At 61.2% G+C, this 22,627-nt stretch carries 22 protein-coding genes and 1 tRNA gene; 9 read left to right on the forward strand and 14 right to left on the reverse strand.

Going from position 1 to position 22,627, the window contains the following annotated elements; all coding sequences use genetic code 11:
- Nucleotides 1-774 carry a histidinol-phosphatase gene (gene hisN, locus EFB14_RS16570; RefSeq protein WP_126827161.1) on the reverse strand — a complete coding sequence of 258 codons (774 nt, stop codon included), beginning with the start codon at nucleotides 772-774 and terminating at the stop codon, nucleotides 1-3.
- 251 nt (nucleotides 775-1,025) lie between these two features.
- Nucleotides 1,026-1,907, reverse strand: a complete 882-nt coding sequence (locus EFB14_RS16575; protein ID WP_126827163.1) for an N-formylglutamate amidohydrolase — start codon at nucleotides 1,905-1,907, stop codon at nucleotides 1,026-1,028.
- Nucleotides 1,908-2,095: 188 nt separating this feature from the next.
- Between EFB14_RS16575 and cpdR1 the strand changes: the two genes are divergently transcribed.
- The 5 genes from cpdR1 to EFB14_RS16600 all read left to right on the forward strand — a co-directional run bounded on the left by cpdR1 (nucleotide 2,096) and on the right by EFB14_RS16600 (nucleotide 5,617).
- The gene (gene cpdR1 / locus EFB14_RS16580) at nucleotides 2,096-2,458 is read left to right on the forward strand and encodes a response regulator CpdR1 (protein ID WP_003542883.1); all 363 of its coding nucleotides are present in this window, start codon (nucleotides 2,096-2,098) and stop codon (nucleotides 2,456-2,458) included.
- A gap of 84 nt (nucleotides 2,459-2,542) precedes the next feature.
- A tRNA-Val gene (locus tag EFB14_RS16585) sits at nucleotides 2,543-2,617 on the forward strand.
- Between the two features lie 100 nt (nucleotides 2,618-2,717).
- Entirely contained in the window at nucleotides 2,718-2,999 is a 282-nt protein-coding gene (locus EFB14_RS16590) for a hypothetical protein (protein ID WP_126827165.1), read from the forward strand.
- Nucleotides 3,000-3,674: 675 nt separating this feature from the next.
- Entirely contained in the window at nucleotides 3,675-4,718 is a 1,044-nt protein-coding gene (locus EFB14_RS16595) for a porin (RefSeq protein ID WP_126827167.1), read from the forward strand.
- A 404-nt stretch (nucleotides 4,719-5,122) separates the two neighbouring features.
- Nucleotides 5,123-5,617, forward strand: a complete 495-nt coding sequence (locus EFB14_RS16600) for a hypothetical protein (RefSeq protein WP_245438251.1) — start codon at nucleotides 5,123-5,125, stop codon at nucleotides 5,615-5,617.
- Nucleotides 5,618-5,693: 76 nt separating this feature from the next.
- On the opposite strand, the gene EFB14_RS16605 is transcribed toward EFB14_RS16600, so the two are convergent.
- The 3 genes from EFB14_RS16605 to EFB14_RS16615 form a co-directional block, all read right to left on the reverse strand.
- A complete protein-coding gene (locus tag EFB14_RS16605) occupies nucleotides 5,694-6,410 on the reverse strand; it encodes a hypothetical protein (protein WP_126827172.1) in 717 nt (238 codons plus the stop codon).
- A 156-nt stretch (nucleotides 6,411-6,566) separates the two neighbouring features.
- Nucleotides 6,567-6,746: a hypothetical protein gene (locus tag EFB14_RS16610; protein WP_125848657.1), complete on the reverse strand. Its 180-nt coding sequence runs from the start codon at nucleotides 6,744-6,746 to the stop codon at nucleotides 6,567-6,569.
- 44 nt (nucleotides 6,747-6,790) lie between these two features.
- Nucleotides 6,791-7,009 (reverse strand): hypothetical protein, encoded by a 219-nt coding sequence (locus tag EFB14_RS16615; protein WP_125848655.1) that lies wholly within the window; start codon nucleotides 7,007-7,009, stop codon nucleotides 6,791-6,793.
- A gap of 351 nt (nucleotides 7,010-7,360) precedes the next feature.
- On the opposite strand from EFB14_RS16615, the gene EFB14_RS16620 reads away from it, so the two are divergent.
- Nucleotides 7,361-8,452 (forward strand): DUF475 domain-containing protein, encoded by a 1,092-nt coding sequence (locus EFB14_RS16620; RefSeq protein ID WP_126827174.1) that lies wholly within the window; start codon nucleotides 7,361-7,363, stop codon nucleotides 8,450-8,452.
- A 106-nt stretch (nucleotides 8,453-8,558) separates the two neighbouring features.
- Here the strand turns inward: EFB14_RS16620 and EFB14_RS32935 are convergent, their stop codons facing one another.
- The 9 genes from EFB14_RS32935 to EFB14_RS16660 all read right to left on the reverse strand — a co-directional run bounded on the left by EFB14_RS32935 (nucleotide 8,559) and on the right by EFB14_RS16660 (nucleotide 18,178).
- Nucleotides 8,559-8,729 carry a hypothetical protein gene (locus tag EFB14_RS32935; protein ID WP_164737541.1) on the reverse strand — a complete coding sequence of 57 codons (171 nt, stop codon included), beginning with the start codon at nucleotides 8,727-8,729 and terminating at the stop codon, nucleotides 8,559-8,561.
- A 152-nt stretch (nucleotides 8,730-8,881) separates the two neighbouring features.
- A complete protein-coding gene (locus EFB14_RS16625; protein WP_125848651.1) occupies nucleotides 8,882-10,399 on the reverse strand; it encodes a tripartite tricarboxylate transporter permease in 1,518 nt (505 codons plus the stop codon).
- 92 nt (nucleotides 10,400-10,491) lie between these two features.
- On the reverse strand, nucleotides 10,492-10,983 hold the full coding sequence (locus EFB14_RS16630; RefSeq protein WP_126827176.1) for a tripartite tricarboxylate transporter TctB family protein: 492 nt from the start codon (nucleotides 10,981-10,983) through the stop codon (nucleotides 10,492-10,494).
- A complete protein-coding gene (locus tag EFB14_RS16635; protein ID WP_126827179.1) occupies nucleotides 10,980-11,924 on the reverse strand; it encodes a Bug family tripartite tricarboxylate transporter substrate binding protein in 945 nt (314 codons plus the stop codon). The genes EFB14_RS16630 and EFB14_RS16635 overlap by 4 nt, the downstream gene beginning before the upstream one ends.
- 304 nt (nucleotides 11,925-12,228) lie before the next feature.
- Nucleotides 12,229-13,275: an ABC transporter substrate-binding protein gene (locus EFB14_RS16640; RefSeq protein ID WP_126827416.1), complete on the reverse strand. Its 1,047-nt coding sequence runs from the start codon at nucleotides 13,273-13,275 to the stop codon at nucleotides 12,229-12,231.
- A 104-nt stretch (nucleotides 13,276-13,379) separates the two neighbouring features.
- Nucleotides 13,380-13,856, reverse strand: a complete 477-nt coding sequence (locus EFB14_RS16645) for a chemotaxis protein CheW (protein WP_126827181.1) — start codon at nucleotides 13,854-13,856, stop codon at nucleotides 13,380-13,382.
- Nucleotides 13,856-15,817, reverse strand: a complete 1,962-nt coding sequence (locus tag EFB14_RS16650) for a methyl-accepting chemotaxis protein (RefSeq protein ID WP_126827183.1) — start codon at nucleotides 15,815-15,817, stop codon at nucleotides 13,856-13,858. Before EFB14_RS16650 ends, EFB14_RS16645 begins: the two co-directional genes overlap by 1 nt.
- A 339-nt stretch (nucleotides 15,818-16,156) precedes the next feature.
- Nucleotides 16,157-17,041, reverse strand: coding sequence for an ornithine carbamoyltransferase (locus EFB14_RS16655; protein ID WP_126827185.1), 885 nt, complete (start codon nucleotides 17,039-17,041; stop codon nucleotides 16,157-16,159).
- Between the two features lie 51 nt (nucleotides 17,042-17,092).
- Nucleotides 17,093-18,178, reverse strand: a complete 1,086-nt coding sequence (locus EFB14_RS16660) for a MerR family transcriptional regulator (RefSeq protein ID WP_126827187.1) — start codon at nucleotides 18,176-18,178, stop codon at nucleotides 17,093-17,095.
- 338 nt (nucleotides 18,179-18,516) lie between these two features.
- Here EFB14_RS16660 and EFB14_RS16665 point away from each other — a divergent pair, with 338 nt between their 5' ends.
- From EFB14_RS16665 to EFB14_RS16675, 3 genes are all read left to right on the forward strand, one after another.
- Nucleotides 18,517-20,385: an adenylate/guanylate cyclase domain-containing protein gene (locus EFB14_RS16665; protein ID WP_126827189.1), complete on the forward strand. Its 1,869-nt coding sequence runs from the start codon at nucleotides 18,517-18,519 to the stop codon at nucleotides 20,383-20,385.
- Between the two features lie 95 nt (nucleotides 20,386-20,480).
- Complete coding sequence (locus EFB14_RS16670; protein ID WP_126827191.1) at nucleotides 20,481-21,158, forward strand: response regulator; 678 nt, start codon at nucleotides 20,481-20,483, stop codon at nucleotides 21,156-21,158.
- Nucleotides 21,155-22,537 (forward strand): sensor histidine kinase, encoded by a 1,383-nt coding sequence (locus EFB14_RS16675; protein WP_126827193.1) that lies wholly within the window; start codon nucleotides 21,155-21,157, stop codon nucleotides 22,535-22,537. Before EFB14_RS16670 ends, EFB14_RS16675 begins: the two co-directional genes overlap by 4 nt.
- Nucleotides 22,538-22,627: the final 90 nt, after the last annotated feature.

Below are 22,627 nucleotides of genomic sequence, written 5' to 3' on the forward strand. Positions count from 1 at the left end.
TCAGCGCTGCAGGATGGCAATCGCCTGCTCGTAGACCGCCCGGCTGCCGGCAGCGATGATCGAGCCACCATTTTCCGGCCGTCCGCCGTCCCAGGTGGTGATGATGCCCCCCGCCCCTTCGATGACGGGAATGATGCCGCCGACGTCATAGGGTTTGAGACTGTTTTCCACGACGAGATCGATATGGCCGGCGGCCAGCAGCGCATAGGCATAGCAGTCGCATCCGTAGCGGAAGAGCCGCACCTGGCTCTCGATCTCCCGGTATTTCTCCATCTCCTGCCCGGTGAAGAGATGCGGCGACGTCGTGAAGAGAATGGCGTTGGAAAGTGAATCGCACCGGCGCGTCGCCAGCCGCCGCTCGCCTTCCGGCCCGGAATAGATTGAGCCGTTCTGGTCGGCGAAATATCGTTCGCCGGTAAACGGCTGCTCGATCATGCCCATGATCGCCCGGCCTTGCTTCTGTAGGCCGATCAGCGTCCCCCATACCGGCACGCCCGATATGAAGGCGCGCGTGCCGTCGATCGGATCGATCACCCAGACATATTCGCGATCGAGCCCGACATTGCCGTGCTCTTCGCCGAGAATGCCGTGGTCCGGAAAATTCTCCTCGATCAGCGCCCGGATGGCGAGTTCGGCCGCCCTGTCGCCCTCCGTCACCGGATCGAAACCCGAGGAAAGCTTGTTCGTGACATCGAGGCCGGAGCGGAAGCGCGGTAGCGTCTCGGCCTTGGCGGCCTCCGCCAGGCGGTTGAAGAACGAGCGGTCAGGAAGCATGGTGGCACCGTTTGGCTGGCGGGAGTATCGCCTTCATAGCGAAAAGCAGCAGGAATGCAATTATGGCCCAAATGCCCAAAGATATCGCAGCGCAATATATTGCTTGACATTTGTGCAATGCAATAGTAGCCTCTTCAGTACAGTCTTCTGACTGTAAATACCCTCCTTGGGTGTTTCCTCCCTAGACTAGCCGCGCTCACAAGCGCGGTTTTTTTTGACCAGGGGAAACGAAGTCGTAGGGATAAGCGGCTTTATTCGGCGGCCAGCGCCCGATCGCCGGCGAATTTCTCGACATATTCCGCCATCTGCCGCATGAAGCTGGTGACTGCCTCGGCCACCGCAGCAAAATCCTCGCGCTTCTCCAGCGTCACCTCATCGACATAGATCGCCCGGTTCACTTCGATCTGCAGCGCATGCAGTCCGCGTGAAGGCCGGCCGTAATGCTCGGTGATGAAGCCGCCGGCATAGGGCTTGTTGCGGATCGCCGCGAAACCCATTTCCTCGAGGATGGCGATCGCAGCGCGCGAAAGCTCAGCCGAAGCGCTGGTGCCGTAACGATCACCGATGATGAAATCGGGCCGCGCGGTGCAACCGGCGACTCGCACATTGCCGGGCATCGAGTGGCAGTCGATCAGCACGCCGAAGCCGAACTGCACGTGGGTTCGCGCAATCAGCCGGCGCAGCGCCGCATGATAGGGCTTGTAGACCGCCTCGACCCGATCGAGGCCCTCCTGCACCGGCAGGCGCCGCGCATAGATTTCCATGTTCTCCGCGACGATGCGTGGAATGGTGCCGAGCCCGCCGGCGACCCGCAACGAATTGATGTTGGCATAGGGCGGCAGCAGCCCGTCGAACATGCGCGGATCAAGCTCGTAGGGCTCGCGGTTGACGTCGAGATAGGCGCGCGGAAAGTTGGCCGCAAGCAGCGGTGCGCCAAGCGCTACCGCCGAGCCGAAGAGCTCGTCGACGTAATGATCCTCGGAACGGCGAATCGCGATGCCCTCGAGCCTGGACTGGGCGATGAATTCCGGTGGATAAATCCGGCCGCTATGGGGAGAGTTGTAGACGAAGGGAATGGTCTGCGACACGGGCTCATGAACCTCAAAAAGCTCGTATTCCCGTATTTCCGGCACTTTCGGCCCTCTTTACCATGTCATGAACTGACTGCTTCGCCCATGTTGCCAGTTGCCTCGCCTCAAGTCCATACTATGTAGAAGGGATGGCGGTCGCAGACAGGCAATTCACCGGTTGTTTACCGGGTAAAGACTAGTGTAAACGGCTGGCAGCCCACCCAAAACCTATTCATCAGCGGTCTGGATTAATGACTCAGAAGATACTTCTCGCCGAAGACGACAACGACATGCGCCGTTTCCTGGTGAAAGCGCTCGAAAAGGCCGGTTACAAGGTCCTTTCGTACGACAACGGCGCCAGCGCCTACGACCGGTTGCGCGAGGAGCCGTTTTCCCTGCTGCTGACCGATATCGTCATGCCCGAAATGGACGGCATCGAGCTGGCGCGCCGCGCCACCGAACTCGACCCGGACCTGAAGGTGATGTTCATCACCGGCTTTGCCGCCGTGGCGCTGAACCCTGATTCGAAGGCGCCGAAGGATGCCAAGGTCCTTTCCAAGCCTTTCCACCTGCGCGACCTCGTCGACGAGGTCAACAAAATGCTTGCCGCATAAGGCTTGCCGGGCGGTGCGTCACAAAACTGAAAAAAGCCTATTGACGGCTCCGAAGGTTTTGTGATCTATGCGCCGCCATCGGATGGGCGTGTAGCTCAGCGGGAGAGCACTACGTTGACATCGTAGGGGTCACAGGTTCAATCCCTGTCACGCCCACCATCCAGTTTGCTTGATCTACAAGGCCTTTCGAGAAATCGAGAGGCCTTTTCACATCGTGGTTCACAGGTTTGATAAACCTGTCCGATAGGAGTTCTTCAGCGTGGCGCAGGTCATCAAACGGCGTAAGACTCTTGTAGTTTCCAGCGACAAGATTTCCCTGGCAAAAGGTATCAGCCTTCCGCAGGGACGTTACTCCGTCACCACCGAATATGTCGTATCCCACATGCGGGGCAGGCCGGTCGAGCAAGCCGGCCGTGTCATGCTCCACCTGACGCGACAGAACCTCATTGACTATGGCGTCGATCTAACCGGCAACACGATGCTCGGTATCGACATCGACGTGAGCGGCAATATTGCGCGCAAGGAAGCCATCCTGGAGTAATTCCTGGAGCAGGTCGCACGAAAGTGTGTAGCCGCTTGCGATCACGACATGCCTAGAAACAAAGACCTGAAGCGTGAGGAGCGAATCTGAAAGATTGCGACGCGCTTTAGGGCACAGGCAGTTGCGGCCACTGCCCTATCACCGGGATGCGCTCCCTGCCGGCGAAAGTGCCAAGCTCGTCGTCGTCAGGTCGACGCCACCAAGGGACGAGCTTGCGGGCGCCACGCCGGTCAACGGCTCGGTCCCTTTCATCTTCACTTCGACTGTAATGCTCGTCTGCCGCTAAACCTCACAACCGGGGGACCGGCGCCTTCCTCGATTCATGCGGATCGCGGTGATGGCGCTTTCGCGTATGAGGATATGCTCATGCGAGCATCGATTGCATACCGCCGCGAAGGTTCAGCCCCTCATTGTTCAAGCATCCAGGAGCGCGGCTTTTGGGAAGGCCAGATGACAGTTTTGTGACAAAAATTGTGTTGTTTCAGCAACATAGCGAGTGCGGCCCAATGTCACAATCGATTATGCCGTTGCAGTGCAGCATCCCCTATGTAACTTCCGCAGCGAGGCAGGCGCCGAGCCAAAAAGGTGCCGCTTCGATCACACGGGGTGAAGATACGTAGGGACTGCCATTGGCAACGGTCTTCATCCTATTGCATTTGAACTGGAGGTTATTCCATGAACATCAAGAGCCTTCTTCTCGGCTCCGCTGCTGCACTTGCAGCAGTATCCGGCGCTCAGGCTGCTGACGCTATCGTTGCTGCCGAACCGGAACCGGTTGAATACGTTCGCGTCTGCGATGCTTACGGCACCGGCTACTTCTACATCCCGGGCACCGAAACCTGCCTCAAGATCAACGGCTACATCCGTTTCCAGGTTGACGTTGCTCCGCACGCCAGCTCGATCGGCGCTGGCGGTGGTGGTTCAGTCGCCAACGACTCGGACTGGGACGCACGCACGCGTGGTCAGGTTCAGTTCACGGCCAAGAGCGACACCGAATACGGTCCGCTGACCGGCGTTATCGTCATGCAGTTCAATGCTGACAACGCTTCGGCCCAGAAGGCCCAGCTGGACTCGGCCTATCTCGATATCGCCGGCTTCCGCGCTGGTCTCTTCTACAGCTGGTGGGACGATGGTCTTTCGGGCGAAACCGACGACATCGGCTCTCCGGTAACGCTGCATAACTCCATCCGTTATCAGTACGAAACCGACGCCTTCTACGCTGGCATCAGCGTTGACGAGCTGGAAGACAGCCCGTTGTACAATGGCGAAAAGGCTAACAACTTCGGCGTTGCCGTTGGTCTCGGCGGCAAGGCTGGTATCTTCAGCTACCAGATCACTGCCGGCTACGATGTAGACAACGAAGAAGGCGCCATCCGCGCTATGGGTACGGCTGCTGTCGGCCCGGGCACGCTCGGCCTCGCAGTTGTCTACGCGACCAACCCGAACGCCTACTACAACAAGGCTGAATGGGCTGTTGCTGCTGAATACGCCATCAAGGCGACCGACAAGCTGAAGATCACCCCGGCTGTTCAGTACTACGACAACTACGGTGTCACCGCTGGCGAGTTCAACGACGACGTCAACGCCTGGAAGGCCGGCGTCACGATCGACTACCAGATCGTCGAGAACCTCTCGGCAAAGGTTTCGGTTCAGTACCTCGATGCGGACAATGCCGACGACGTAACCTCGGGCTACTTCCGCCTGCAGCGCGCATTCTGATAAAGGGCTGCCGGTCACTTTGCGCGTCTGAAAAGACGCGCGGCGCTGTAGACCGGCAGCGACCAATTCCTGATCTGACTTGACCTCCGATCGGGAAAGAATGGGCCTGGACTTCCCTGCCTGGGCCCATTCCCCTTGACGAGAAGTGCATCCGAGACGGCAGGCGCTCGACGAGCGCCTTGCCACTGTCGTGCGCATCGGTTCGTTGCCGATATATGCAGAATTTGCCGTTGCAGGACCTTGCAACCAGCTCATCCGCGGCCGATCGCCGAGCCCGCTTGGCTGCCGGCGAAATCTTTGTCCCACAGGAATAACGAAACCAAATTCGGACACAGAGCCATGCCATGGCGAACTGGGGGCGAGGTAGCGATTCGCCTCGCTAGGACATGGGGTTTGAGATCGAAATGAAGTTATCCGCGCTTGTTGCAGCCGCAATTTTTTCCGCCGCCTTCGCCTTGCCGGCCTCTGCCGCGCCGGCGCCTGCCCCCGAGACATTTCCCGGTGCGCCCGGCGTCATTACGCTTTCCGGCAAGTGCGCCAAGCTCGTCGTCGCCAAGTTCGATGCCACCAAGGGCTGCAAGAGCGAGCTTGCCAGCGTCACGCTGGCCAACGGCACGGTGACCTTCATCTTCACCTCGGACGGCAAGGCGCTCGGCTTCCAGGGTGACGGCAGCGGTATCAAGCCCGCCTCCAACGGCAATGCCCGCCTGCCGCTGAGCCTCGTCACCACTGGTGTTGGCAACAAGATGACCGGCCAGGTCAAAGTCGCCGGTTTCTGCACCTTCGGCAATCCTTATGCCGGCAAGCCGTTCGCCATCGAATGCACCGCTGAAAGCAAGGATTCCGCCTTCACCGGCAGCTTCCGCAGCGGCGGCAAGCTGGTGAAGAAGGACAAGTAAGCAGGGCTATTCCGGCAAAAGCGCGGGAATGAAGAGGGCGTTTCCTCCGCATTTGCGAACCGGAAACGCTCCAGCGTCAGGCGCACCAGGCGCCGCCGGCAGCCCCGGGCTTGCGCGCCAGCCCCTCGTTGATCAGTTGCGTGCCGAACGAGCGCCCGTCGCGCGAGACGACGCGCGGCGCGCCGGAGGGCTCGGTCTTGCCCGCCGCATTCATGGTGAAGGGTCCGGCGTTCAAAAGCGCCAGCAGACGCGCCTTGGCGGCAAAGGCGACCCTGCGCTCGTCATCGCAGCGCGCCCGGTCGACGATCGGGCTTGCCATGTCGGCGATCACGATCTTTTCGCCCTTATACCAGAAGACGCCGCCGTCACCGACGCAGTTGATATGGGCACCCTGCCCACAATAGCCGAAAGCGGCTGTCCCTGTCTCCGGCGAGGCGGGAGAGGAAAGGGACGGCGTCGCCTTGACCGGCTGGACGGTCGGTGTGGGAATGGCAGCCGGTGGCAGCGGCCCCGCCGTCGCCGGCGCGACCTTTGGCGCCGGCGCGGCGAGCGCGACCTGCTTCGGCGGCGCATCCTTCCTGACGGCGGACTTCTCCTCCGCCATTTCCCGAATCACCGCAGCGGGTTGCCTGGCGAGCATCGGCTTGATGCTCTTCCAATTGTCGAAGGCGGCGATGCCGGCAATCGCGGCAACGCCGATCACCGTCCATGGCAGCAGCCCGCTGCCGCTGCGCGCCCTGCTCTTTCCTCTCGCCGGCGCCTTGCGGCGGCTTCGTGTCGCTGTCTTGGCCATCTGTCCGATTCCCGTGAGGCCGGGATTATCGCCGCCCAATCCTTTCCGAAAGGTTGGCGTGGCCCATCATCTTTGAGGGCGATCGGCATGAACCTCGATAGAAAAGCAAAACGCCCGGCACTATGTCGGGCGCCCATATCATTAACTGCCTGTTGCTCATTCGGTGCGTGCGGCCGAAATTTCGCTTTTCCCAACCGACGCCGGGAGACCAATCGAGGAAGCAGGCTGCTTTGGACGCTGGCCGATATCGATGCGTTCGTCCGCCGCCTCACGGACAGCCTTCCATTCATTCTCGTGCCGGATGAAGATCTCGCGGGGCACAAAATTCACGGTCATATGTTTCTCACCCTGTTTCAAATCTGGAGACTTGCGAAAACCTGTTATTTCTTGCCCTTGATGTCGGGACCGCCCTTGGAAAGATCCGCGCCGGTGACATGGGCCGGCACATGAATGTCGTGGTAGACGCCGGGCGTAAGCGTCAGGTCGACATGATGTGGCGGCAGCACCTGCGCCTTCTGCATCCGGTTCGGTCTCGCCCGCTTCATGCGGTCGGATGCCTCGGTGCGTTTGTCGGGAAGATGGGTCGAAGTGTGCATCATCGGCCTCCTTTTTTAAGCTCAACCGATGCCTAACGGGCGGGCTGCCGGATGGTTCCCCAAAAAATGCCAATTTCCGTGTGGTGGGCGGCCTTGACTGGCCCGGGAAGTTGATTACCTAGAGCCTGTCCCGCAGCCTTCCAGACATCGGCTGCGGGAAACTTTGGTGCCGGGCCCCTCTGGCGAGAGTTTTTACGGCGCTCTCGTGATGTCGGTACCGCCTGCAGCCTAGCCGGCGGATTTTTCATCGATGAAACAGCTCACCATGCTTTGTCAGCATGCCCGTTGTGGCATGCCGCATTTTTCCACCCTATCGATCATCTCCAACCCGCTTTGCGGCCGCGAGGTGCGGTCATGAACCAGCCTCAGACCTCCAAATCCTCGCTCGGCTATTTCCGCTGGGCTTTCATCGTCACGGCCCTTGGCCTTGTTCTTGGCGCCGTGCTCGGCTGGCAGACGACAGGCACGATCGGCGGCATGGCGACCGTCTTCTTCATCTGCACCGTGCTTGCGGTACTGGAGATCTCGCTCTCCTTCGACAATGCCATCGTCAATGCCAACAAGCTAAAGGAGATGACGCCGGTCTGGCAGAAACGCTTCCTCACCTGGGGCATCGTCATCGCGGTCTTCGGGATGCGTATCGTCTTCCCGCTGGCAATCGTCGCGATCGCGGCGCAGATCGGTCCCTGGGACGCGCTTGTTCTGGCCGCCCGCGAACCCGATGAATATGCCCGCATCATGAACGATGCACATCTGCCGATCGCAGCCTTCGGCGGCACCTTCCTGATGATGGTCGGCCTCAGCTATTTCTTCGACCATAAGAAGGAAATCCATTGGCTTCCCGGCCTGGAAAGGGTGATGGCGCGCTCCGCCACCATCAAGGGCATCGAGATCGCCTTCGTGCTGGCGCTGATGCTGGTTTTCTCCTGGCTGATCAGCGGCGAGGAAGCCACCGTCTTCGTCCACTGCGCCATCTACGGCCTGCTCACCTTCCTCGCGGTCGAGGTGGTCGGCGGGCTGCTCGATGCTTCGCAGCAGACGATGAGCGCTGCCGTTAAGGGCGGTCTCGGCGCCTTCATCTATCTGGAGGTCCTGGACGCCAGCTTCTCTTTCGACGGGGTCATCGGCGCCTTTGCGCTGACGCAGAACCTCTTCGTCATTGCGATCGGCCTCGGCATCGGCGCCATGTACGTGCGCTCGATGACGATCATGCTGGTGGAGAAGGGAACGCTTGCCGAATACCGCTACCTCGAACACGGCGCCTTCTACGCCATCCTGATCCTCTCGGTGATCATGTATGCGCAGACCTTGGTGCATATCCCCGAGGTGATCACCGGCCTCGGCGGCGCAGCCTTGATCGGCCTGTCCCTCTGGTCGTCCATCCGCCACAACAAGCGTGAACGGATGGAAGATCAGGTCGAACGGCGCGAAGAGCTTCACGCCTGACGATTCCATGCCGCAGCGCCCGGCGTTGCGGCACCACCGCCCAGACAAAAATAAAGCCCGCGAACATCCGGTTGCGGGCTGCTTCGTTCAGGCATGCCTGAAGGTCTTAGCGGATGACCTGGCCGAAGGAGATCGGGTCGATGCCGAGTTCCTTGAGGTCACGGGCTCGCGGACGGCGGCCGGCTTCGACAGCGGCACTGACGGCATTTGCGGCGCCGAGCGCGGCGAATGCACGACCAAGGAAACCGGTATGGATGGCACTGCGGATAGCGGACATTGTCTTTTTCTTTCGCTCTGTGATTGATCTCCTACAGGTGGGAACGCCTGGAGACCTCGACAACGCACGGAACATCACCTCAGCCATGCAAAAAAGAAGAGGCCGGCCCATGTTTCCATGGCCGGCCCTGAGGGAGGGGTCGGTTGGTCTTTTTAGTCTTCGTTTGCGGCCAGCTGCGACAGCACCTGGCCACGGCCGCGAAGCCGCAGGATCAGCGGGATGAGGAAGGCGGCAGCTGCAACGATGAGCAGGCCCGCCGCAATCGGCGACATCACAAGCGTCGTGACGTCGCCCTGGCTGATCGCCAATGCCCGGCGCAGCTGCTGCTCGGCGAGCGGGCCGAGGATCAGGCCGACAACGGTGGGCGCGATCGGATAGCCGAAGAGCCGCATCCCATAACCGAGCAGGCCGAAGGCCAGCAGCATGCCGAGTTCGAACACCGACGGGTTGGCACCGATCGTCCCGAGCGTGGCAAACAGCAGGATACCGGCATAGAGCCAGTGCTTCGGGATCGTCAACAGACGAACCCAAAGGCCGATCATCGGCAGATTCAGCACCAGCAGCATCGCGTTGGCGATGAGCAGGCTGGCGATCAGGCCCCAGACGAGCTGCGGATTGGTGGCGAAAAGCAGCGGCCCCGGCTGCAGCCCATATTGCTGGAAGCCGGCAAGCATGATCGCCGCCGTTGCGGATGTCGGCAGGCCGAGCGTCAGCAGCGGCACCAGCGTGCCGGCAGCCGAAGCATTGTTGGCAGCCTCGGGTCCGGCAACGCCTTCAATCGCACCGCGACCGAATTCCTCAGGGTTCTTCGACAGCCGCTTTTCGGCGGCATAGGAAAGGAACGTGCCGATTTCCGCGCCGCCTGCCGGCATGGCGCCGATCGGAAAGCCGATAAGCGTGCCGCGCAGCCACGGCTTCCATGAACGCGCCCAATCCTCGGCAGTCATCCAAAGCGAACCCCTGACGGCTTCCACCTTGTCCTCGCCGCGTTTGCCTTGGGCGGCGATATAAAGCGTCTCGCCGATTGCGAACATGGCGACGGCCAGCGTCGTCACCTCGATACCGTCGAGCAGATCGGGGATGCCGAAGGAAAGCCGGGCCTGACCCGTCTGCTGGTCGATGCCGACCATGGCGAGCGCAAAGCCGATGAAGAGCGAGGTGAGACCACGCAGCGCCGAATCCCCGAACGCCGAGGAGACGGTGACGAAGGCGAGCACCATCAGCGCGAAATATTCACGCGGTCCGAAAATCAGCGCCAGCTTGACGATATAGGGCGCGATGAAGGCCAGCCCGAGCGTTGCGATCAGGCCAGCCACGAACGAGCCGATGGCCGCCGTCGCCAGCGCCGGTCCACCGCGGCCCGCACGCGCCATCTTGTTACCTTCGAGCGCAGTGACGATCGAGGCGCTTTCACCCGGTGTGTTCAGGAGGATCGAGGTGGTCGAACCGCCATACATGCCGCCGTAATAGATACCGGCGAACATGATGAGCGAACCGCCCGGATCGAGCTTGTAGGTGGCGGGCAGCAGCAACGCCACGGTCAGCGCCGGGCCGATGCCCGGCAGCACGCCGACGGCGGTGCCGAGAGTAACGCCAACGAGGGCGTAGAGCAGGTTGATCGGTTGCGCCGCAACCAGAATGCCCTGCCAGAGGAATTCGAATGTGTTCATGTCTTCGTCCCAAGCGGAGGTTCCTGCGGGGGAACAGACCGTCCGCGCAAAAAGCAAAGGAGCCGAAAGCGCCCGACCCGTTGAGGGCGCTATCAGAAGAACAGGTGTTCGAGCGGACCAGCCGGCAGCGTAAGCTGCAGGAGCTGCGAGAAAATCGCCCAGACGACGAAGCTCAGCACGATGCCGATCGGCAACGAGATCCAGATCTGGCGCTTTCCGAAGCCGCGTGCGGTCAGCGCGAAGAGCACGCCGGTGGCAATCGAGAAGCCCGCGATGCGCAACAGCAGCATCTGTCCGGCAAGGCCCGCGACAATCCAGATGACCGGTGCGACTTCCTGTTGCTCACGCTCGGGAAAATCGCCGCGCCAGGCCTCGAAAGCCGTCCAGATACCAAGACAGAAGAGGCCGAATGCAACGACTTTCGGCACCGTCGAGGGGCCGATCCGATCATACTGCGCGATCGTCTTCAGGTGCGACGCGTCCCAGAACACCACGGCTGCGACGGCGAGAAGGAAAATGGCAATAATCAGCGCCGCCCAATCAGGGCGGCGCTTCGTTGCCGATGATGTATCGGCTTCACTCATTGAACGAGACCGATATCTTTGAGAATGCCTTCAGTCGCGGAGACATCCTTTTCGAGCTGCGCCTTGAAGGCATCGCCGGACAGGTAGGTGTCGGCCCAGCCCTTGGTCTTCAAGGTCTCCTGCCAGGCGGCGGAGCTGTGCAGCTTCTCGAAATCCGCGGTGACGGCTGCGACCTGCTCAGCCGACAGGCCGGGTGCTGCGGCAACCATGCGCCAGTTCTGGATGCTGACGTCGGTGCCGGCTTCCTTGAGCGTCGGGGCATCGATGCCGTCGACGCGCTTGTCGCTGGATATGGCGAGAAGACGGAGCGTGCCGGATTTCACCTGCGATTCGAACTCGCTGTAGCTCGAGACGCCGGCCGTGACCTGGCCGCCGAGAATGGCGGCGAGCGCTTCACCGCCGCCGGAGAAGGCGACATAGTTGATCTTGGTGGGGTCGACGCCGGAGGCCTTAGCGATCAGGCCGACAGCAATGTGGTCGGTGCCGCCGGCGGAACCGCCGCCCCAGGAAACCGCGCCCGGATCCTTCTTCAAAGCCGCGACCAGATCGGCCATGGTCTTGATCTCGGACGAGGACGGAACGACCACCGCCTCATACTCGCCGGTCAGACGGGCGATCGGCGTGACATCCTTGAGCGTGACCGGCGACTTGTTGGTGAGGATCGCGCCGACCATGACATAGCCGCCGACGATCAGCGAGTTCGGATTGCCGGCAGCCTGGCTGCTGAATTGGGCAAGGCCAATGGTGCCGCCGGCGCCTGGGACGTTCTGGACCTGAACGCTGCCGGAGATTTTCTCCTGCTGCAGCACGGTCTGCAGCGAGCGGGCCGTCTGGTCCCAGCCGCCGCCGGGTGCTGCAGGCGCGATGATGGTGTAGTCGGCCGCATAGGCCGGCAGCGCGATGGCGGCTGCGAAAAGGGTTGCGATGAACGTATGCTTCACGATGTCCTCCGGGGGCGGCTGAGCGACCGCCTGTTGTTCTCTGGGAATCGGGAAGGATGGCCGGCCAGCGGACATGGTTGTCCAGAGTGACGAGCGGAACTCCTCCCAAGGCTTCAGCTCTCCGCCTCCACGGAGAAGAAGTAGCCAAAGCCACCACAACAACCTGTCATTTAGCTGACATCGGCGAGATATCCAGAAGGGAAGGCCACTTTTTTGCCGTAATTGGGAGACGCCGCTCTGAATTCGGCTCTTCGCAGCTGCTTGGAGTGTAGGTTATCCCGTATCAGCCGAAAGCTGACGCCCTTCACTGCGCCCGCAGCACTTCGTTCCAATGCGCGATCAGCCGCGCCCGCTTCACCTGGTCGAGATAGACCATCAGCCCGGGGCTAACCGGCACCGGCCGAAGCTGCGCACCAAGCAGTTCCTGCAACGTATTTGCGGTATTCTCCCCTGCCACCTCGGGGCTGACGGCTGGAATCTGCAACTCGCGCGCCATGATCGTCTGGCCCTCCTTCGACATGAAGAAGGCGAGATAGCGACGCCCGAGCTCCGGTTCGGCGGCGGCCTGCGGCACCAACCCGATCCGCGACATCACCACCGTATAATCCTTCGGCAGCACGATGCCGACATCGGGGTCGCGTGAAGCCCAGTCGGCCGCATAGGAGCCGAGAATATTGTAGCCGAGCACGAAGCGTCCGTCGGCGACGCGTTCGAGGATCGCCGAGCTCGTCGAATAAAGCTTGACGCCCGCAGCCCCCATCGCCCCGATCACCGACCAGATGTCGCCGAACTGCTCCTGATCGCGCGCCATGAAGAGAAAGCCGACACCGGAGCGCTCGATATCGTAGGTGCTGATCCGGCCATAGACCGCATTACCCTTGCGCTTCAGATAATCCACGAATTCGGCCCGTGAGCTCGGCACCGGTTCATGCGCGAAGCTCGGCTTGTGATAGACGAATACTGCCGGCTCGAAGGTCAGCGCATAGGCGGTGTTGCGCCAGTTTGCCCATTTCGGCCATGCGGCACTCATCGGCAGATTGCTGACCTGCGCGTATCCGTCGTTGGAAAGCTTCACCTGCAGGTCCATCGCCGAAGAGAAGGCAAAATCCGCCGTCTTTCCGCCGGCATCCGTCTCCCTGACGATCCGGTCGTAGATATCGCCGGTCAGCATGTCCTCATATTTGACCGCGACATCGGGATTGGCCTCCTGGAAGCCTCGGATCATCGGCTGTGCCAACGGCTCGTCGAGCGAGGAATAAACGGTCAGCACCGGCGCATCGGCATTGCCCGATTTCGCCGGATAGAAGGCCTGATCGGCCAGGGCGCAGCCCGGCCAGAGCGCCAGCAGCAAGATGAAAATTCTCCTCATGCCGCAACAATGCCCGAGCGGGCAGAGAGGAGCAAGGGCGGCGGCCGAAGACGGCCGCCGCCTGTTTTACAGGATCAGGGTAAGCTTTACGCGGCCGATGCGTATTCGATGGCGGCAAACATGTGGTCGAGGTTGAGAAAACAGACCATTCCCTGATCGAAAGGAATGATCCCATAGGAGAAGGCCGGGTCGAAGCCGCTGCCTAAATCCGGCACCGGCTGAATTCGATCCCCACTGACCGACAGGATATCGGATACACGGTCAACCACGAGGCCGATGATGTTTTTTCTCACCTCGGCCACGACGATAGCGCTGCGGTTGGCATCGATGGCGCTGCGCACGCCCAGCTTCGCGGCAAGGTCGATCACCGGTATGACCGTGCCGCGCAGGTTCATCACGCCGAGGACGTGCGGCGGTGCATGGGGCAGCGGCGTCGCCGCTGCCCATCCCCGGATTTCCCGGATCGAGGTGGTCTTGATGCAGAACTGCTGGTCGCCGAGATGGAAGGCAATGATCTCAAGTGCTGCATCCGAAAGATTCTCGTATTGTGCGACGTCAGCCATCAGAACTCGTCCCATTCATTGGCAGCGACAGCGGTCGCCGTTGCCCCTTTGCCACCAAAGGCGCCGGCGAGTTTCTGGCCGAGCGCACGGGCGGGCGAAGATACCGGCCTGTTGCCGGGCGCGGCCGAGCGCACCGGCTGGCGAACCGTCGAAGACCCTGCCCCGACTATGCCATCGAGCTTGAACTGGCCGATGAGATTGCGAAGCTTGACGGCTTCCTGCGCCAGGGTGCTGGAGGCAGCGGTCGACTGTTCCACCATCGCGGCATTCTGCTGCGTCGTCTGGTCCATGGCATTCACGGCGGTATTGACCTCCGCAAGCCCGGTCGATTGCTCCTTGGCCGAGACCGCAATCGATTCCATATGGCTGTTGATCTCGATGATGAAGCCGCCGATCGTCTTCAATGCTTCGCCGGTGTCGCGCACAAGCTTCACGCCGCTCTCGACCTCGGCGGAGGAGTTCTGAATGAGACCTTTGATTTCCTTGGCGGCCTGAGCCGAACGCTGGGCAAGTTCGCGCACCTCCTGTGCGACGACGGCAAAGCCCTTGCCGGCATCGCCGGCGCGGGCCGCTTCCACGCCTGCGTTGAGCGCGAGAAGGTTCGTCTGGAAGGCGATCTCATCGATGACGCCGATAATATTGGAAATCTGCTGGGAGGAATCCTCGATCTTCGTCATCGCCTCTTCGGCGTGGCTGACGACCGCCGCCGATTGGACCGCCGATTGGTTAGCGCGGCCTGCGACGATGCGTGCTTCCTCGGTACGCTTGGTGGAATTGGAAACGTTGGCGGTGATCTGATCGAGCGCGGCCGCGGTTTCCTCCAGCGAGGCCGCCTGCTGCTCGGTGCGCCTCGAGAGATCCTGGGCGCCCGAAGAAATTTCGCGGGTGCCGTTATCCATGCTCGAGACGGATTCGGAGATTTCCGCAAGCGTGGTTGCCAATTGGCGGATGGACTGGTTGAAGTCGTTGCGCAGCGGCTCGAAATTCGGTGCGAAAGCATCATCGAGCTGGAAGGCCAGATCGCCTGCAGCCAACCGTTTCAGGCCAGTGGCGAGATTGCTGGTGACGAAAGCGACCTGCCCTGCCTCGGTTTCCTTGACCCGGTTGATTTCGTCCTGCTCCCTCGCCTGACGCTCCCGGTTTGCCTGGGCGTCCGCTTCGAGTTGGCGATTGGTCACCGCTGCCTGGCGGAAAACGTCGACGGCGCCGGCGATTGCGCCGATCTCGTCCCGCCGGCCGGAGCCGCTTACGGTGATGGATGTATCGCCCTCGGCGAGCCTGCGCATGAGGGCCGTCATGCCGGCGAGCGGTCGGATCATGGCTCCGTTCAGGACGAACAGCATAAGGAGGCCGAAAACAATCATGGCGACGGAGCCGGTTATGATCGCATAACGCGCCTTGACGGCTGCCTCGGCCGCCTCAGCCGAACGTGTCTTCAGGAGAGCCTGTTCGACGCCCGAGATTTCAGCCGCTTTGGCGCGGATCTGATCCATCCATTTCTTGCCGACGCCCGACACTTCCAGATCGCGCGCCCGCTGCACCGTCTCCTTGGTGGCCATCAGCTTCGTTTCCTGGACGACGACATCCTTCGTCCAGCCGTCCACCAGGGAAGCCAGTTCGTTGAGCCTTGACTGCTGGGCCGGATTATCCGCTGTGAGGTTGCGTACCCTCTCCATGTTGTCTGCGTAGGACTTGGCGCCGGCCTTCTGCGGCGCGAGGAAATTTTCGTCTCCCGACAGGAGGTAGCCGCGCATGCCGGTTTCCTGATCGACCATCGCCGCGACGATGTTGCTCAGGGTTCCCAGCACCGTATAGGTGTGTTCGGTCCAGCCTGCGGCCTTCTCCTGTGTCGCCAGTGAACTGTAGCTTAAGAAGTTGATGATGGTACTGAGGGCAAGCAACAGCGAAAAGACGAGCGCCATCTTGCCCAGAATTCTAATGTTATTGAAAAAAGTAAACATGATCGTTCCGCTTCAAATTCGGCGAATGAAGGATATCAGGGTGGAGAAAGCCATATCGAGTCATTCGAGCGGCGTAGGGGACTTTGAAAAGGCAGTGCGCGCCCCTGAAAACAATTACTCGTCGGCAATGGCTAACAAGATTCTACTTTTGTGCGATCACGTGATTTCCGCTGCGCGTTTTGGCTATCGGTTGCAAAAAATGGATAGTTTTCGACGAAACTTTCCCGCCTGCGGCTGCAGGTATCTCCGCAATGCAATTTATCCGGTCAAGTCGACGACGCACGATATGCCTTCGACGCGAAGACTGATCGAATCATCATCTTGCTGGTCGAGGCCCGTTCATGCGTTTACGGTGGGGGCGACAATCCATTCCATCAGGGCGTTCTGCGCGTGCAGTAAAAAGGCTTTCGCGGCACGGCTTTGACAAAGCGGATGCTCCATCGCCTCTCCCGTCACCTCTCGGCCACGCGTAACCGGCGGACACGGCAGGAAGATCGCATCCTTCCGCAACCGATCGAGCACATCGGTGCCGATCCGGTAACTGGCAAGCGTGTCCCCGGCGACATCGCCCGGCCATGAATCGGTGACGATGACGTCGGCACCCAAGAGTTCGCCCATGTCAGTGCCTGCGCGAAAGCGACCAGTGAACAACTCGCTGTCTCGAAAGTGCCAGCGCTGGGGGTAGATCTGGATCATCTCGATCGGCAGCGCGATCGACGCTTCAACCCAGGAACGGAGGATATTCGCGTCCGCCACCACGCCAACGACCTTCAACCCGTCGATCGAGCCGCGCCGGCTCTTGATATAGGCAAGGTCGCCGAGCGTCTCGCAAGGGTGGTTGGAGCGCGTCCGCGCGTTGATGACAGGCACCGGCGAGGCCGCAGCGACCGTCTTCAGCGTTGCAAGCGCCTTCTTACGGATCACCAGCATGTCGAACCAGTTGCCGAGATAACCCGCGAGATCGCCGGCTTCCTCCCTGGCATTGAAGCCGATCGGCACCTGCGCGCAGATGCCGCCCATCGCCTGGATGCCAAGATCGAAGGCGGTCGTGTTGCGCCAACCGCCGTCGTCAGCGATCAATGCGACGCGTTTGCCCGCAAGGCTCTGCGGCATGGCCCGCTCATCCCAAGCTTTGGCAAGCTCGCCCGCGCGAGCAATGATCAATCGAAGTCCTGCTTCCGGAATATCATGAAACTGCAGGAAATTCCGGGCCGAGCCTGTCATCCAAATCCCCGTTGCGCATGAAAACCGCCGCCACAATAACCCGCGCCGGCCTCACGGCAACCGCCGAAAGAACAACCCGCTGAACCTGCCGTCCGCAGCAAGTGCAAATCGCCATTCCATCACGGCGTTTTCGAAGGCGACATCATAAACGTCCCATCCGTCGGACGACACACCCTTGAAGGAGATCGACCTCAACGCACCTGCCCGTTCCAGGTCCGCACGGATCATCGACACCTGCTCCCGCCCTGCATCGGCAAGCGCGGGAACCATCCTGTCATAGTCGACCTCGCCACTCTGATGTTCGGCAATCACGCTGCGCAGCAGCACTTCGCTGTTGTCGACCGGCCGCCTGTTTTTCGTCCGGTTCTCCAGGTCTGCGGCCAGCCTCGCAGCCTCTGCTACGTCAATCCGCGGCGCCAATTGCTCATATCCGTCTTGGTGCAACACAAGGCTATCCACCCGCCCGTCCTGCCCGCGGTGGAAGCTGATCTGCGCTGTAACCACGCGATAGAAGAATTCGTCTTCCTTCTCCGGGTAAATATCGATAGCCTCCTGCCCGAGCACCTGCGCCGTTAATCCGCCCTCGCGCCGGGCAATCGTGATGCTGCTGCCCCAGTCGAAGAGATAAGCGCCGAGATAATGATCATGGAGTTCGGGCGCGATCTCGCCTTCCGTGCGCGGTCGTGCCTGCTCGTAGCGCCGCCACGCGACGGCATCAGCGGATTGATCGTTCATGCTAGTCTCCTTCGCTATGCTGACGAGTTCGTTGATCGAGATGGGTTCTCCCGCAGCGATCCGCTGCCGCAAGGCATTGATCCGTGAGAGACTGTCTTCCACACGGCTACGCAGCGAGAGCAATTGCGTTTGCTGCATGACAAGCGTCCGGTCGAGATCGGTCGCCTGACCGGCCAGCAGTTCAGTGATCCTGGCCAGACTGAGTCCCAGTCGCTTGAGCGCCAGGATCTCATTCAGCCGCGTGATGTCCTCGACACCATAGAGCCGCCAGGTCTTGCCGGTTCGCCGCGGATTGATCAGCCCGCGTTTCTCATAGAGGCGAAGGGCCTTTACCGTCAGCCCAATCCGCTCGGCGCATTCGGCCGCCGTCAACCAGAGATTATCGTTCATTCGCTCGTTCATGATGCCCTCGCGAATCGTCTTCTAGGCTATGCTCCTGGGTCCGGCTCAAGCCCTAAATCGATCGGAGACCGATTTTTGTGATGACGAGCCTGGAAGCATCTATCGATGCAAAAACACTCCAGCTCTCCAATTAGAATCCGATTTTCATCAAAAAGGATTAGCGCCGACCGTCATCCTTTACCCTTTTAGAGTATTGATGAAGATCGGCGACGTTATATGGTCGCGCTGCTGCGTCAAAACGTCGAGACCGCCCGAATTTTTCATTCGGGGGGACGACTCTACGCGACAAAAACTCTATAAAAAGCTAGATTAATCTGGGAAGATCCATGGGAGGGGTCATGGAACGACGACTGAGCGCTATTCTCGCTGCGGATGTCGTCGGCTACAGCCGGCTGATGGGCATCGATGAGTCAGGCACGCTGCAGGCATTGAACCGCCATCGCTGCGAGCTGGTCGATATTCGTATTTCGGACTACAAGGGCAGGATCGTCAAACTCACCGGCGACGGCATCCTTGCCGAGTTCCAGAGCGTGGTGAATGCGGTCGCCTGCGCCGCCGAAATCCAGCGCAGCATGTCGGCCCGCAACGAGAACGTGCCCAAGGACGAGCGCGTCGAATTCCGCATCGGAATCAATCTAGGCGACGTCGTGGTCGAGAACGGCGACATATTCGGCGATGGCGTCAATCTTGCTGCCAGGCTTGAACGCATCGCCCCGCCGGGAGGCATCGCCGTGTCAGCTTCGGTGCGCGATCAGGTCGGTTCGCGCCTCAATCTCGGCTTCGAATTCATCGGCGAGCACTCGTTGAAGAACATCCGGCAGCCGGTTCAGGTCTATACCGTCACCTTCGTGCCGCCGACGTCCGCCAGATTGGTCGCGCAGAACCGCAATACCTGCTTCATCGCCGTGCTGCCCTTCACCAATATGAGCGGTGACGCTGATCAGGATTATTTCTCCGACGGCATCACCGAAGACATCATCACCGATCTCTCCAAGATCTCCAGCCTGCACGTCGTGCCGCGCAACACCATCTTCACCTACAAGGGCACATCGGTGAAGGTGAAGCCGCTCGCCCAGGAACTTGGCGTGCGCTATGTGCTCGAGGGAAGTGTCCGCATCGTCGGCAAGCGCGTGCGCATCTCCGGCCAGTTGATCGACACCGCCAACGGCGATCACCTGTGGGCCGAGCGCTACGATCGCGACATGACCGATATCTTTGCGATCCAGGACGAGATCACCCATGCGATCGTCGGCCAGTTGAAGGTGCGCCTGCTGCCGGAGGAGAAGAAGGCGATCGCCAACGAGCCGACCGCCAATGTCGAGGCCTATACCTATTATCTCAGAGGCCGACAGCTCTCCCACACCTGGACGAAATCCTACCTTCAGCTCGCAAGGCGGATGTTCTACAAGGCGGTCGAACTTGATCCCGACTATGCCCGCGCCTATGCCGGCATTGCCGATTGCGACGCCGCGATCCGCGATTGGTCGCCGGATGACGTGCCGCTGAGACGCATCCTCGACATGAGCGCCCGCGCCCTCGAGCTCGATCCGGATCTGCCTGAAGCCCACGCCTCGCGCGGCCTCGCCCTGCATCAGAGCGGCCAGGACGACAAGGCGATCGCCGCCTTCGAACGCGCGCTGGCGCTCGATCCGAACCTCTATGAGGCGAATTTCCACTATGCCCGCTTCTTCTTCATGCGCGGCAACTTCGCCGATGCCGTTCAATACTTCACCCGCGCCGCCGATATCCGCCCTGACGACTACGTCTCGCCTATACATCTGATGACCGCCTATCGGTCGCTCGGCCGCATGGTGGATACGGAAAACTGGGCGCGCCTCGGCCTGCAGCGCGCCGAACGCGCGCTGAACCTCAACCCGGAAAATTCAGGTCCTGCCCATCGCGGCGCGCTGGCGCTTGCCCATCTCGGCGATGCGGCAAGGGCGCGAGACTGGGCCGCACGCGCGCTCGCCATCGACCCTGACGACATCGTCGCCCAGTATAATCTCGCCTGCGTTCACTCCGTCCTCGGCGACGTCGACAAGGCGATCGACCTCCTGGAGCGGCTGCTCCCGAACAGCTCGGTCTATCATATCAAATGGTTCAACAATGATTCCGATCTCGACAACATCCGCCACGATCCCCGCTTCCAGAAGCTCCTCGCCGCCGCGATGACGCAGCGCGAACGCATCGAGAAGACCGGGAGCTGAGGTCGAGCTTTTCCCGGCCGTTCACCCAATCTGAAAATCACTGTGACATCCCTACGTCACCTCTGTAATCTCCCTTGAAAAATCGGGGGACATCCGTGCGCATCCTGCTCACCGAAGACAATATCGCGCTGGCCGACGGCCTGTCGGCGATCTTGCGCGGCACGGGCCATGCCGTCGATGTCGTCCATGACGGGGCATCTGCCAATGCCGTCATTGCGGCGGAAAACTTCGATCTTGTCATTCTCGACCTCAACTTGCCCGAGATGGACGGGCTCGACGTGCTGCGCGCCATGCGCGCGCGGCAGAACCAGGCGGCCGTCCTCATCCTGACGGCGCGCGGCACGCCGGAAGAGCGGGTGAAGGGTCTTGATCTCGGCGCCGACGACTATCTGATCAAACCTTTCGATATCGCCGAGTTCGAGGCGCGTGTGCGCGTGTTGCTGCGCCGCCAGGCGGGCTTGCGTTCGGCGACCGTCGGCTTCGGCGGCATTTCCTTCGATCTCACCTCCCGCACCTTTTCATCAGGCGCGACACCGCTCGATATTCCCGCCCGCGAGCTCGGCCTGCTCGAAATTCTCTTCATGCGGGCCGGCAAGGTCGTCGCCAAGGAAGCGATCATTCAGTCGCTGACAGCCTTCGACGACGACATTTCCGCAAATGCCATCGAGCAATATGTCAGCCGTCTGAGGAAACGCCTCTCGCCGCACGGCCTGACGGTCAAAACCGCCCGCGGAATCGGCTATTATCTCGACAAGCTGCCAGAGACCCCATGAAATCAGCCTATTCCCTCAGGCGCCGGCTGCTCTTCTGGCTTCTCGTCTCGACAGCCGTCATCGGCACGCTGGCGCTCGCCGACACCTATCGCGAGGCCGTCCAGACCTCGAACATCGTTTCCGACCGTGTGCTTGCCGGCTCGGCACTGGCAATCGCCGAACGCGTCGTCGTCGCCGAGGATGGGACATTGCAAGTCGACATCCCCTATGTCGCGCTTGAAATGCTGACCTCGGCGGCGCAGGACCGCGTCTTCTACCGTGTTGACGGCCCGCCGGGCCAATTCATCACAGGCTATCAGTCCCTGCCGGTCCTGAAGAAGGCGCCGGGCGATGCCGCCGCCTTCGCCGACGACACCTTCCGCGGCGAACCGATCCGTGTGGCGACGCTCGAACGCTCCGCCTCGACCGGCATCCGCTCCGTGCCCTTCGTCGTCACCGTCGCCGAAACCACCATCGCCCGCCGGCAGCTGGCGCAGGCGATCCTCGTCCGCTCGGCGCTGCGCCTCGCCTTCATGATCGTGGGCGCGGCCGTCATCGTCTGGATCTCGGTCACCGTGGCTCTGCGCCCGCTCTACAAGCTCGGCGACGCCATCGGCGAGCGCAGCCCCGACGATCTGCATCCGATCGAGGAGACCGTGCCGAGCGAAGTCGAGCCGCTGGTCGGGACGGTGAATTCCTTCATGGTCCGCCTGCAATCGGCGCTCGATGCGCTGCGCCATTTCACCGGCAATGCCAGCCATCAGCTGCGCACGCCGCTCGCGATCATCCGCACACAACTCGCCCTTTCCGCCCGCGCCGGCTCACTTGATGAGGCCCAGGCTGCGGCGCTGAAGGGCGACCAGGCCGTAGCCCATGCCGAGCGCATCCTTGCCCAGCTTCTGCTGATGGCGAAGATCGACGCCGCCACCGCCAAGGAGGCGCTGACCGCCACATCAATCGATCTAGCCGCCATCGCCCAGGAAATCACCGGCGAGCAGATCCCGACGGCCGCCGTCGCCGGCATCGATCTCGGCTTCGAGGCCGAGAGCCCGGCGATGATCCGCGCCGAACCGCTGCTGATCGGCGAAATGCTCCGAAATTTGGCCGGCAATGCCATCGCCTATGCCGGCAAGGGGGCGGAGGTCACCGTCCGCATCGTCGCGGCACCCGAGACGATCCGCCTCGAAGTCGAGGACAACGGCCCCGGCATTCCGCACGAGAAGCTGGAGGCCGTGCGCGGGCGTTTTTCGCGCGGCAATGAATCCGGCGCGCCAGGCGCCGGTCTTGGCCTGCCGATCGTCGAAGAAATCGCCAACCTTTTCAATGCCGCCCTGACGCTGGAGCCTGGAACGGGCGGCAGAGGCCTGAAGGCCACCGTCACCTTTGCCAAGGCGGCATAAAAGCCGGAGACCTTTCCACCTTGCTTTCTTTCGCTGCATTGCACACACTGAATTCGGGAACAGCAAGCCGCACAACGATGCGCGCCGGAT

Source organism: Rhizobium fabae (assembly GCF_003985135.1).
GTDB classification, from domain to species: Bacteria; Pseudomonadota; Alphaproteobacteria; order Rhizobiales; family Rhizobiaceae; genus Rhizobium; species Rhizobium pisi.

Coding starts and splice junctions, on each gene's coding strand:
- EFB14_RS16615 (WP_125848655.1), bottom strand. CDS start 7,009: ATGATGCACACTTCGACCCATCTTCCCGACAAACGCACCGAGGCATCC.
- EFB14_RS32935 (WP_164737541.1), bottom strand. CDS start 8,729: ATGTCCGCTATCCGCAGTGCCATCCATACCGGTTTCCTTGGTCGTGCA.
- EFB14_RS16660 (WP_126827187.1), bottom strand. CDS start 18,178: ATGAACGAGCGAATGAACGATAATCTCTGGTTGACGGCGGCCGAATGC.
- EFB14_RS16655 (WP_126827185.1), bottom strand. CDS start 17,041: ATGACAGGCTCGGCCCGGAATTTCCTGCAGTTTCATGATATTCCGGAA.
- EFB14_RS16595 (WP_126827167.1), top strand. CDS start 3,675: ATGAACATCAAGAGCCTTCTTCTCGGCTCCGCTGCTGCACTTGCAGCA.
- EFB14_RS16630 (WP_126827176.1), bottom strand. CDS start 10,983: ATGAGTGAAGCCGATACATCATCGGCAACGAAGCGCCGCCCTGATTGG.
- EFB14_RS16665 (WP_126827189.1), top strand. CDS start 18,517: ATGGAACGACGACTGAGCGCTATTCTCGCTGCGGATGTCGTCGGCTAC.
- hisN (WP_126827161.1), bottom strand. CDS start 774: ATGCTTCCTGACCGCTCGTTCTTCAACCGCCTGGCGGAGGCCGCCAAG.
- cpdR1 (WP_003542883.1), top strand. CDS start 2,096: ATGACTCAGAAGATACTTCTCGCCGAAGACGACAACGACATGCGCCGT.
- EFB14_RS16610 (WP_125848657.1), bottom strand. CDS start 6,746: ATGACCGTGAATTTTGTGCCCCGCGAGATCTTCATCCGGCACGAGAAT.
- EFB14_RS16650 (WP_126827183.1), bottom strand. CDS start 15,817: ATGTTTACTTTTTTCAATAACATTAGAATTCTGGGCAAGATGGCGCTC.
- EFB14_RS16645 (WP_126827181.1), bottom strand. CDS start 13,856: ATGGCTGACGTCGCACAATACGAGAATCTTTCGGATGCAGCACTTGAG.
- EFB14_RS16625 (WP_125848651.1), bottom strand. CDS start 10,399: ATGAACACATTCGAATTCCTCTGGCAGGGCATTCTGGTTGCGGCGCAA.
- EFB14_RS16605 (WP_126827172.1), bottom strand. CDS start 6,410: ATGGCCAAGACAGCGACACGAAGCCGCCGCAAGGCGCCGGCGAGAGGA.
- EFB14_RS16600 (WP_245438251.1), top strand. CDS start 5,123: ATGAAGTTATCCGCGCTTGTTGCAGCCGCAATTTTTTCCGCCGCCTTC.
- EFB14_RS16620 (WP_126827174.1), top strand. CDS start 7,361: ATGAACCAGCCTCAGACCTCCAAATCCTCGCTCGGCTATTTCCGCTGG.
- EFB14_RS16675 (WP_126827193.1), top strand. CDS start 21,155: ATGAAATCAGCCTATTCCCTCAGGCGCCGGCTGCTCTTCTGGCTTCTC.